A 12,069-nucleotide genomic window follows, 5' to 3' on the forward strand; every position below is an offset into this window, starting at 1 on the left:
TTTTCTCCGCTGCGCCGTACCATGAAAGCCATTTACCGCTTCGATCTGAAGCAGAAGAATAAAATACAGCTGCCGGAAACCAGTACCACCGAATTCAAGGAACTCAATGTTTTCCTCCGTAAAATGACTGACAAAGCCATGGAAGATTATGCCGCGGTGAAAGAGTTCAGCGAAAATGCATCGCATGAACTGCAAACACCATTGGCCGTGATCCGCAGTAAGATAGAACTCCTGTCAGAAACAAATATCGATGGCGTACAAGCCGCCCTGATAGGGGATATGCAGAACGCTATTGAAAAATTGTCGCATATTAACCGCTCCCTGATCCTGCTCACGAAACTGGAGAACCAGGAATTTAAAGCCACGGAAAGTCTGAAGTTTTGCCGTGTAACCAAAGATGTGATTGCCACTTATGAAGATTGGATCATCATGCGGGAAATCAGACTCACCACCAACCTCGATAAGAATGTTCCGCTGAATATCCACCCGGCACTGGCAGAAATGCTGATCAATAACCTGTTGAGCAATGCCATCCGGCATAACCGCGATGGTGGCCAGATTGATGTGGTGCTCACCCACCGCGAATTTTGTATCAGCAACACCGGCCTGCCCCCACAAAGCCCTACTTGTGAGCTATTTCAGCGGTTTAAGAAAAGCAATCAGAGCAATGATAGCATAGGACTGGGTTTGGCCATCGTAAAACAGATCTGTGAAGTGAATAATTATGCCATTGATTATACCTATAAAGAGGGTTGGCATCACCTGCACGTATACTTTTTTAAAGAAGATATGCCAATTGTGATGAACGGCGAATCCTTGACCACAGCGGATATGCTGTCGGTGTAAGCACATCTCTCCCAAAAAAAATCAGAATTTTGAATTTCCTTCAAAGTTACTTCAAAATGCTACTGTCATTTTGCAGTTGAATATCCCTGAGGATGTTTCAACCGTAAAATCGATTTATTCATGTGGAATAAGAAAAATTTACTGTTGGCGCTTGTAGTGATGCTTTCCGGCTATCATGTAAAAGCCCAGCAGGTCTTTACCCTTAAACAGGCCATTGATACCGCCATAGCCAACTATGGAACTATCAAAGCCAAAGCCAGCTATACAGCTGCCTCCCGGGAACAGGTATCCCAGGCACGCCGCGATTACCTGCCTAATTTCAACGTGGCAGTGCAACAGGACTATGGGACCGTCAACGGTCAAAATGGGCCCTTATACGGCTTCGGAGGCTTAAGCGTGGCATCCTCCGGATTACCACTCGACCATCAGAACTGGAATGCCTCCTTCGGCGCATTATACCTTACTAATATTAACTGGGATTTCTTTGCTTTCGGCAGAGCAAAAGAAAAAGTGAAAACAGCATTAGCAGCCGCCACACAGAACGATAAAGATTGGCAACAAGAGATTTTTAAGCACAAAATTAAAGTGGCGGCTACTTATTTAAACCTTGTGGCAGCACAACAGCTCACCCGTTCTTATCGCGAAAACCTGGAACGTGCAGACACCATCCGTAAGGTGGTGGTCACCCGCGTGATGAACGGACTGATTGCCGGTGTGGACTCCTCACAGGCCAACGCAGAATACTCCAGCGCCAGAATTGCACTGACCAAAGCCATCGACTTTGAGCAAGAGCAAAGCAATCAGCTGGCACAACTTATGGGTGTAACACCCCAGTCCTTTGTCGTGGATACTTCTTATACCACCCGTATCCCCACATTACCGGAACAAACCTTTAATCCGGAAAATCATCCGCTGTTGCAATGGTACAAAAGCCGTATTGCTTTAAGCGATGAACAAACAAAATACGCTAAAACGCTTTACTATCCGGCATTTACACTGGTAGGCGTATTGCAGACCAGGGGTTCCGGTTTTGGCTACGGCTATTCAGCAGATCAAAGTGATTTCACCCATAACTATTGGGATGGCGTCAAACCCACCCGCACCAACTACCTCCTCGGAGTAGGCGTTACCTGGAATATTACGCAACCCTTCCGTATCTCGCGGCAGGTAAGGTCGCAAAAGCTGGTTAGCCAGGGATTACAATATGAATACGACCTCGCCGATCAACAGATCCGGGCGCAACTGAGTCTTTCCGATACCAAAATAAAGAATGCACTGGATAATTACCTGGAAGTACCGGTACAAGTGAAAGCCGCTTCAGACGCGTATGTACAGAAGTCGGTGCTTTATAAAAACGGATTGACCAACCTGGTAGATGTAACACAGGCACTGTACGCATTGATCAGGGCAGAAACAGACAAAGACATCGCCTATAGCAATGTATGGCAGGCTTTATTGTTGAAAGCCGCCGCAGTAGGAGATTTTGGCATATTTGAAAATTAGCTTTTCGTTAAACGGACGCCATTGATGGCTTTATTTATCAACACTTCATTACCATGAACTTAATCAGTTTCGCATTAAAAAAACCTATTACCATACTGGTGCTCGTGGCCGGGCTGTTCTTCTTCGGGATAAAAGCGGTAAGTACGATTAAGATAGACATCTTCCCGAAGCTGGACATGCCCGTTATATACGTATCACATCCGTTTGGAGGATATACCCCCAAGCAGATGGAGTCTTTTTTCGCTAAACAATACATCAATATATTCCTGTTCGTCAACGGGGTTAAAAGTATAGAAACAAAGAATATCCAGGGGCTTACGCTGATGAAGATCAACTTTTACCCGGGCACGAATATGGCCCAGGCAGCGGCGGAAGTGAGTGCCTTTTCCAACAGGATCCAGGCCATCTTTCCACCTGGCTCCAATCCACCTTTTATTATCCGTTTCGATGCCTCTACCTTGCCGGTAGGACAATTGGTACTCAGCAGTACCAAACGAAGCAATAACGAATTGCTGGATATGGCCAACGTGTATGTGCGTTCTTCCTTTACCTCTATTCCGGGCCTGATAGGCTCTACACCGTTTGGTGGTAACATGCGCACCGTGGTGATCAAAGCTGATCCTGAACTGCTCCGTCAGCATAATATGACGGCTGATCAGCTGGTGGAAGCCATGCGGCTCAATAACCAGACGGCTCCTTCGGGTAACGTGCGTATTGGTAACAACAACTATATCACGCCCGCTAACACCACTATCAAAACAGTAAAGGATTTTGAAAATATTCCGTTATTTAAGGGAGATGTACAAAATCTCTATCTGCGCGACGTAGCCACCGTAGAAGATGGCGCCGACGTAACTGCGGGCTACGCCCTGGTTAATGGCCGTCGCTCTGTATACCTGAGTATCGCCAAGAGTGCCGATGCCTCTACCTGGGAAGTGGTGCAGAACCTGAAGAAATCATTGCCGAAAATTAAGGCGCAGTTACCGGATGATGTAAGCCTGAGTTATGAGTTCGATCAATCTACCTACGTGATCAACTCCGTAAAAAGTTTATTGACCGAAGGTACTATTGGCGCCATCCTCACGGGCTTAATGGTATTGCTTTTCCTCGGTGATCCGAGAGGGGCCATGATTGTGATTCTCACTATCCCTACCTCTATTATTTCAGCTGTACTTTTCCTCAGCCTGTTCGGGCAAACCATTAATATCATGACCCTGAGCGGACTCGCACTGGCCATCGGTATCCTGGTAGATGAAAGTACGGTAACGATAGAAAATATTCACCAGCACCTCGATATGGGCAAACCCAAGGCCCTGGCCATCTGGGACGCCTGTCAGGAAATAGCTTTCCCGAAATTGCTGATCCTCTTCTGTATCCTGGCGGTGTTTGCACCCGCCTTTACGATGGGTGGTATTCCGGGTTCCCTGTTCCTGCCGCTGGCGCTGGCCATTGGTTTCAGCATGATCATTTCCTACTTCCTGGCCCAAACATTTGTGCCTATCATGGCTAACTGGCTGATGAAAGGGAAGCATCATAAAAAAGCAGATGGCAGCAATATGTCTGATGCAGAAGAATTTGCCGCTTCCGGTTTGGCCGGTGAAAAGGATACCTGGGAACAGAAAAAAATACTGGTAGAGCGGGCAGATAGTAACGTCGATGGAAAGATCAGCCGCTTTGAACGCCTGAGAAACCGCTACCTGCGATTCATCAACAGAATGATGCCTTACCGTAAACCAATTGTGGTGGCCTATCTGGTGATTGTTTGTGGTATCGTGGTATTACTGCTGACCAACATCGGCCGCGATGTACTGCCAAAAGTAAACGGCAGCCAGTTCCAGGTAAGAATGAGAATACCCGATGGTACCCGTATTGAACGTACGGAAGAACAAACTATCAAACTGCTGGATGGTATTAACCAGATTGTAGGAAAAGAAAATGTATCTATTACGTCCGCTTACATCGGTATGCACCCGCAACTGTTTTCTACGGCGCCCATCTTCCTGTGGATGGCGGGGCCGCACGAATCGGTATTGCAGGTGGCCCTCAGCGAACATTATAAAACCAACCTCGAAGAACTAAAAGATAAGATCAGAGAAAAAGCGAAAACGATTGATCCGGAAATGAAGTTGTCGTTTGAACCCATAGAACTGACCGATAAAATCCTCAGTCAGGGTTCTCCTACCCCAATAGAGGTAAGGTTTGCGGGCCGCGACAGAAAACTGAGCGAAAAATATGCGCAGCAACTGGTAGATCAGTTGAAGAAAGTACCTTACCTGCGCGATGTACAACTGGGACAATCTATCAAATATCCGGCGATCAATGTAAATATAGATCGTATCCGGGCAGCACAGCTGGGCGTTGATGTGAATGATATCTCTCGTTCACTGACAGCTTCCACCTCGTCTTCGCGGTTAACGGAAAAAAATATCTGGGTAGATGAAAAAGCGGGTCTGAGTTATAACGTACAGGTACAGATCCCCGAAAGTAAGATGAACAGCAAAGATCAGATGGGCGAAATTCCCCTGCTGAAAAATGCTTCCCGTCCCTTACTCGGTGATGTTGCTACTTTATCGGTAGACACTACCTATGGGGAAGTAGATAACCTTGGCGCCATGCCTACCATGACGGTGACTGCCAATCTGAATAATAAGGATCTGGGTAGTGCTGCTGATGGTGTGAAGAAGGCGATTGCCGCACTGGGACCCTTACCCCGTGGTTTGAATGTAGAGATGATTGGTTTGAGCAGCACGCTGACAGATACACTCGACAGTTTACAAAATGGATTGATCGTAGCGATTGTGGTGATCTTCCTGATGCTGGCGGCCAACTTCCAGTCGTTCAAAGTATCGGCGGTAGTACTGGCTACGGTACCTGCTGTATTACTGGGTTCCCTGTCATTGCTGATGTTTTGCCGGTCTACATTGAACCTGCAATCTTACATGGGTATGATCATGTCGGTAGGGGTATCGATTTCGAATGCGGTGTTACTGATTACAAATGCAGAACAGCTGCGTAAGCATAACGGCAATTCATTGGTGTCTGCTACAGAGGCGGCAGCGCTGCGTTTGCGACCTATTGTAATGACAGCCCTGGCGATGGTGGTAGGTATGATTCCGATGGCCAGCGGTCTGGGTGAAGCCGGTGATCAGTCTTCTCCTTTGGGAAGAGCGGTGATAGGAGGTCTGGTGGCATCTACCTTTGCAGCCCTGTTTATACTCCCGCTGGCATTCGCCTGGGGACAAGGTAAAGCAGGCACACAGAGCGTATCTCTGCATCCGAGAGATGAAGAAAGTGTTCACTATATTCCGTCAGACGAAAAAGCATAACCATCATTTTAATCATCTAATTTCTATTAAAATATATTTTATGAACAGCGGTTTCCGTATAACATTTCCTTTATTATCAGCAATGATCCTCTCCGTTGGACTGCACAGCTGCAGCACTTCCGGCGCGAAAGAAGGAAAAGAAACATCCGCAACTGAAGCACCGGTGCCCCCAATAGACGCCTTCTCCCTGGAAAAAGGCGATATTTCTTCTTCCGTACAGATCCCCGGAGAGCTGATCGCTTTTCAGCAGGTAGACTTATACGCTAAAGTGAGCAGCTTTATCAAAAAGATGAATGTAGATGTGGGCAGCGAAGTAGCAGCAGGACAATTACTCTGCACCATGGAAGCGCCCGAAATCAATTCACAGCTATCTGGTGCCGAATCCAGGCTCAAGTCACAGGAGGCTATTTATTTGTCCAGCAAAGCCACTTACGACCGCCTGCTGGAAACAAGTAAAACACCGGGTACCGTTTCCCAGAATGACCTCGACGTGGCCTTTGCCCGTCAGAAGTCAGACCTGGCACAGCTCGACGCCGCCAAGGCAGCGCATCGTGAAGTAGGAGATAACCGCAACTACCTGGAGATCCGCGCGCCCTTCAATGGTGTGATCACTGCACGTAATGTGAGCGCCGGCGCCTATGTTGGTCCTTCCGGTAAAGGCTCCGAAATGCCCATCTTCACTTTACAGGAACAAAAGAAACTGAGACTGGTAGTGAGTGTACCGGAAGCGTATACCAGCTATCTGAGCAACGAGAGTGAAGTAAATTTCACCGTAAGGTCACTCGGCAAAACGCCGTTTAAAGGCAGGGTAGTTCGTCTGGCCGGTGCGCTGGATCGCAAACTCCGTGCACAGCATATCGAAATAGATGTGCCCAACAATGATAAAACATTATTACCCGGCATGGTGGCAGAAGTAGCGATTCCGTTAAATGGCAACGGCAAAAATTTTGTGGTGCCTGCAACAGCCATCCTCAATTCTACCAAAGGGGTATTTGTGATAAAAATAGCAGACAAAAAAACAAAGTGGGTACCAGTTACCACCGGGCAGAGTGAAAACGGAAAGACCGAAGTCTTCGGCGAACTCAATGCCGGCGATACTTTAGTGACCACCGCCAGCGAAGAAGTGAGAGATGATGCGCCCGCCGCAAATGTAAAAGTTAAGTAGGTAGATAGATGATGAATCAAAGGGGCTGTCTCTCACTGGAGGCAGTCCCTTTTTATTTTGCTTAAGCAGATACGTTTAAAGAGCCATAGTTGCCGGTACTGCGCTGCTGCGCCGTGTAATAAATTTGCGTGTAGGACAGATCATCTATGGTAGCAATAAAAGAAGAATCATTACTACTGGTGTCAATGGTCATGGCATAAGTAACGATACTGCCATCACTATAAGCAATATAAGCGGTAACATCGAAGTCCTCCGGCGACCAGTAACTCTTGTAAGTATTGACGGAGACCTGGCACCCACACATCATTTTTACAAGGACCGAAATGCCGTTAGGTGGCGGCGTAGCGGTATTCTGCTCCAGCAATAAGCCGGGAACAATTAAGGTAAAAGTATAAGATGACTGTGTGGGAATAAGCAATATGTTTTGTGTAATTGTCAATGGTTTGCTATCAGGGTAGGGTATAGTGGCAATAATAGTGGCTGGCGTAATGCTTTCAATTACTATCGGCGCGGTGGTATAAGGTGTAGCACTGACTGTATTGCTGTCTGCCGCCAGATAATCTACCTGCCCTCCGTTGGAGCCATTGGGCGTAAGAATAGGAAGCAGATAAGGAGTGCTGCCACTCACCAACGGTGTGAAGTTCCCATCATCAGTACTACTACCGGCATCATAATTTAAATCGATCAGCGTTCCATCTAAGTTAATCAGCACGGTAATGGAATTATAGTTGGGATTATAAGCATTAGGTCCAAGCAATTTCCCTCCCAATGCCTGGAGGTACACGGTAATGTTTAATGGATTCATATAATTATTTTGAGCCTGAAAAAATAGGGTTTGAATAGCTAATATTAATCATATTTCCGATACCCGCCAACCGGGAAATTTCCCTTGAGAACTTCCATAAACGGTTTAGATTGAAAATATAAAAATTTGAATATTAATTAGTTGTGTATTTTGTTGGCTATTTTACTAAAATGCGCAATCCGGAAAATACTACCCTTTAACTCAATAACTTTTTCCGTATTGCGTAAATCGAATTCCGTATCCGATCACGGGCTAAACGGGTCTTACCCGACCTTTGCGCTGCAAATTTTAAGGAATCAGCTCATGGAAAAGACATTGATAGGATCATTTTTAAAGAAGACAGCAGCAGGGATATTGTTACTCACCCTGGCCATTTTTAACGGCGCATTTGCCATCGATATTGATAACGGCGGCAGTATTAAAGGAACGATTATCACCTCAGATCATAAGCCGGCACCCGGAGTAGTAGTCGTATTAAAAGGGTCTAAAAAAACAACCCTCACAGATGATAACGGCACCTACTTATTACGCAACATCACTCCCGGAAATTATACCATACAGGTATCGCTGATTGGCTACGAAACCACCAGCCAGCAGGTAGCTGTAGAAAAAGATAAAACCATTACTGTAAACCTGCAACTGAATATTTCAGAGAAGAATTTAAGTGAAGTGGAAATCACGGCTGCCCGTAATAAATATACCAAAAGCGGTAGCGATTTCGTGGCCAAACTGCCATTAAAGAATATGGAGAATCCACAGGTATACAGCGTTATATCATCAGAGCTGATGAAAGACCAGGTAGTAAGCAACTATCAGGATGCGCTTAACAACGCCCCCGGTATCAGTAAATTATGGACCTCTACTGGTCGTGAAGGCGACGGCGCCGGCTATTACTCCCTCAGAGGATTTGCCGTACAACCTACGCTGGTAAACGGATTACCAGGTTTGACCAATGGCGGACTAGACATCGCCAACATCGATCGCATCGAAGTAGTAAAAGGCCCTTCCGGTACTTTATTTGGTAGCTCCGTTATTTCGTACGGAGGTTTGATTAATACCGTTACCAAAAAACCTTACGACAGCTTCGGCGGGGAAATCAGTTACACCGGTGGCAGCTATGGTCTCAATCGCCTTAGTATGGATATAAACACCCCGCTCGATAAAGATAAAAAGGTGCTCCTGCGCGTAACAGGCGCCTATCACGATGAAAACAGTTTCCAGGATGCAGGCTTCACCAAAAGACGTTTCATCGCGCCTTCCCTGACCTATAAAGTGAGTGACCGCCTTACCCTGATGCTGAACACAGAATTCCTCTCTGCAGAAAGCACCAACCCGATGATGCTCTTCTTTGACCGCAACGCACCGCTGTTTAAAAAGAACCTTGCTGAACTGGGATACGACAACAAACGTTCTTATACCAGCAATAACCTGAGTATTAAAACGCCTACCTCCAGCGTGCAGGCACAGGCCATCTATAAATTATCAGATACCTGGACTTCTCAAACAGTGGTATCCAGAGGTACCGCCAAATCAGACGGATACTATTCTTACCTCGGTGAATCATCAAATGCAAAGCCTGGAACCAATAACTCCGCTGCTTTTGACAGGTGGTTCAGTTATCAGAACGGTAGCACCAATACAACCGATATTCAACAAAACTTTATCGGCGATTTTAAGATCGGAAAATTCCGTAACAGGGTGGTAGCAGGACTCGATTATTTCAGCCGTAATACTATTAGCAACGCATCAGGATATGTGCAGAATGGAACAATAGATATGACAGGTTTCGATAGTGGTATTTTGTCTAAATCGCATGTCGATTCATTACTCAGTCCGCAGGACATCTCTACATCTAATTTGAAGGAAGACGTATACAGCGCCTATGTGTCTGATGTATTCAACTTCCTGCCGAATTTATCTGCGATGGTAAGTCTGCGTGTGGACCATTTCAAAACCGGCGGTCTTACTGCCGATGCCAACAGCAAATACGAACAAACAACGGTATCTCCTAAATTTGGATTGGTATACCAGCCCATTCCAAACATCTTGTCGGTTTTCGCCAACTACATGAACGGGTTTTCCAATGCCAATGCAGCCCCACGTCCACAGGGGGCAGATAATGTGTACAGAACTTTTAAACCAGAACAGGCCAATCAGCTGGAAGCTGGTATGAAAGTAAACCTGCTGGGTGGTATGATCACCGGTTCCCTCAGCTACTACGATATCAAGGTAAAAGATATTGTGATGCAGATTGCTGATCCCGCCGGTACCAATTTTAATTACTATGATCAGGGTGGTAAAAAATACAGCCGTGGGGTAGAAGCAGAAGTAATCGCTAATCCGGTAGCAGGTTTAAACATCATTGCCGGTTATAGCTACAATGAAAGCAAAGTAACAGAAACGGATAATACCGATTATCTGAACAGACGTCCCGAAGAAGCTGGTCCGCAAACCCTCGCTAATCTCTGGGCTACCTACAAATTCCAGCAAGGCGCCGTTAAAGGCTTTGGATTGGGCTTTGGCGGCAACTATGCCAGCGAAAACATGATCCTGAACAGGGTAACTACCGGCATCTTTACCTTGCCTGCATATACCGTGTTGAATGCTTCCCTGTTCTACAGCACCAGCAAATTCAATGTTGCTTTCAAACTGGATAACCTGACTAATAAAGAATACTATAAAGGTTGGAGCACACTGGAACCACAAATGCCAAGACGTTTTTCCGGTAATGTGACGTTTAAATTTTAGCTTTTAGCTTTTAGCTTTTAGCAAAATGCAGCGAAGAACATGATATATGTTAATCTTCGCTGCATTTTGCTAAAAGCTAAAAGCTAAAAGCTAACTGCTAACTGCTCTCTCCACCAATATCTCTTAACTATTTACAGTATTGATCACGCCCCTGAAATAGCCCGCTGATTCAGCAATGCCCGGCAACGGATCACTCATGTCTTTTTCAAATTCTATGCTGCATACGCCCTGGTAATTAATTTTATCCAACGCCGCTATCAGCTTTTTAAAGTCGATCACGCCTCTGCCAATTTCAATGGCTTTGCCGTCTTTCGCAGCCGCACTCACATCTTTGATGTGAAGATCAAAGATCCTGCTTTTGTACGCCAGTATGGCTTTGGAGGGCTCTTCACCTGCTCTTGTAGCATGACCAATATCCAGGCAAAGTCCCATGCGCGCATCCCTGTTTTTGATGAGGTCGTAGGCGTTCTTTGGCCCCGGATACAGTGCATCTTCCGGGCCGTGGTTATGCACCGCCAAACGGATATCGTAGGCCTTGATTTTTTCTTCTGTATAGTCCAGTAGCTCAGGAGTAGGTACGCCTACAATCAGCGGTACGCCTACTCTTTTGGCATATTCAAAAGCTTCATCTACTGCCTTTTTTGTTTTCATGTAGATAACGCCTACCGCATATACTTTTATACCAGCTGCATTGAATTTGCCCAGCACTTCCTGTATTTTTTCCGGCGTACTGTTTAATGGAAGATGGATATCTTTTACAGAAATGTATTTAATATTCACCCGGTTCATGATGGCAATGGCCTGGTCCAGGTCAAATTTGGCAAAAGTATATCCGGCCATGCCTACCGGAAGCTGTCCTTTTACTTTGTTGCCGGTAAATTTGTCACCTGCCAATGCAGTGGTAGCGGCAAATGGCGCGATGGTGGTGGCGGCCACACCCAGTGCGGTTTGTAACAGGAAATTTCTTCTTGATGACATATGGTTTGTAATTTACGTGGTTTTAGCAATGATGCCTGCTGCGCTGATATGTGCAACAAGCGGACTAAGATCTCTAAAATTCTTTATTTTTTTATGATAATTTGATGGGCGTTTCTCGGATAGGGTAAAATAGGAGCACACAAATGCCATCTTCAGGCACGTTAATTGTGCTGCGGCAACATCGCATTAAACTAAACTTAAGCACGGAGATCATGAAGAGAATAGTTCTACTACTATTAGCCTTATTTTATTGCTTTACCACTTACGCCCAATTCAGCGACTCAGTACATTATTATGTGAAGTACGCTTCTACAGGCGCGGTGAACAGAACCAACGATGGTAATTCCTTCTTACTAAATAATAACCTGGGCTTTAAAATCAGCAAAAAGCGGGTATCGTTCAATACCGGTGCCAGTTATGTATATGGTAAGCAGGATCATAGTCAAACGAATAACGACGTATCCGCCGCGATGGATGTGAGTGTGTACCGGGGCGAGAAAAAATTCTATTACTGGGGATTGGCCAATTTCGATAAAAGTTATTCCTTAAAAATCAATAACCGTTTCCAGGGTGGAGGAGGTGTCGCCTACGATGTGATCCATCACAAGCATGCTACCCTCAATCTCAGTGATGGTGTGCTCTTTGAAGCCAGCAACCTTTATCTGAACGATACTGTTCCGGATGTGTATCAAACGGTC

General features: G+C 45.8%; 8 protein-coding genes. 6 read left to right on the forward strand and 2 right to left on the reverse strand.

Annotation, left to right across the window (positions count from 1 at the left end):
* The 4 genes from VIP81_RS32640 to VIP81_RS32655 form a co-directional block, all read left to right on the forward strand.
* Positions 1-846 (forward strand): HAMP domain-containing sensor histidine kinase (locus VIP81_RS32640; protein ID WP_331972167.1); only part of this gene is annotated, 846 nt, incomplete at its 5' end.
* Positions 847-966: 120 nt separating this feature from the next.
* The gene (locus VIP81_RS32645; protein WP_331972170.1) at positions 967-2,349 is read left to right on the forward strand and encodes a TolC family protein; all 1,383 of its coding nucleotides are present in this window, start codon (positions 967-969) and stop codon (positions 2,347-2,349) included.
* Between the two features lie 53 nt (positions 2,350-2,402).
* The gene (locus tag VIP81_RS32650) at positions 2,403-5,675 is read left to right on the forward strand and encodes an efflux RND transporter permease subunit (RefSeq protein ID WP_331972173.1); all 3,273 of its coding nucleotides are present in this window, start codon (positions 2,403-2,405) and stop codon (positions 5,673-5,675) included.
* 40 nt (positions 5,676-5,715) lie between these two features.
* Positions 5,716-6,840: an efflux RND transporter periplasmic adaptor subunit gene (locus VIP81_RS32655; protein WP_331972176.1), complete on the forward strand. Its 1,125-nt coding sequence runs from the start codon at positions 5,716-5,718 to the stop codon at positions 6,838-6,840.
* Between the two features lie 61 nt (positions 6,841-6,901).
* Here VIP81_RS32655 and VIP81_RS32660 read toward each other — a convergent pair whose 3' ends face one another.
* Entirely contained in the window at positions 6,902-7,645 is a 744-nt protein-coding gene (locus VIP81_RS32660; protein ID WP_331972179.1) for a hypothetical protein, read from the reverse strand.
* A 303-nt stretch (positions 7,646-7,948) separates the two neighbouring features.
* Between VIP81_RS32660 and VIP81_RS32665 the strand changes: the two genes are divergently transcribed.
* Positions 7,949-10,393 (forward strand): TonB-dependent receptor, encoded by a 2,445-nt coding sequence (locus VIP81_RS32665; protein ID WP_331972182.1) that lies wholly within the window; start codon positions 7,949-7,951, stop codon positions 10,391-10,393.
* A 123-nt stretch (positions 10,394-10,516) separates the two neighbouring features.
* Here the strand turns inward: VIP81_RS32665 and VIP81_RS32670 are convergent, their stop codons facing one another.
* Complete coding sequence (locus VIP81_RS32670) at positions 10,517-11,371, reverse strand: sugar phosphate isomerase/epimerase (RefSeq protein WP_331972185.1); 855 nt, start codon at positions 11,369-11,371, stop codon at positions 10,517-10,519.
* 212 nt (positions 11,372-11,583) lie between these two features.
* Here VIP81_RS32670 and VIP81_RS32675 point away from each other — a divergent pair.
* Positions 11,584-12,069 (forward strand): DUF481 domain-containing protein (locus VIP81_RS32675; protein ID WP_331972188.1); only part of this gene is annotated, 486 nt, incomplete at its 3' end.

Source organism: Chitinophaga sp., assembly GCF_036566945.1.
Lineage (GTDB): Bacteria > Bacteroidota > Bacteroidia > Chitinophagales > Chitinophagaceae > Chitinophaga.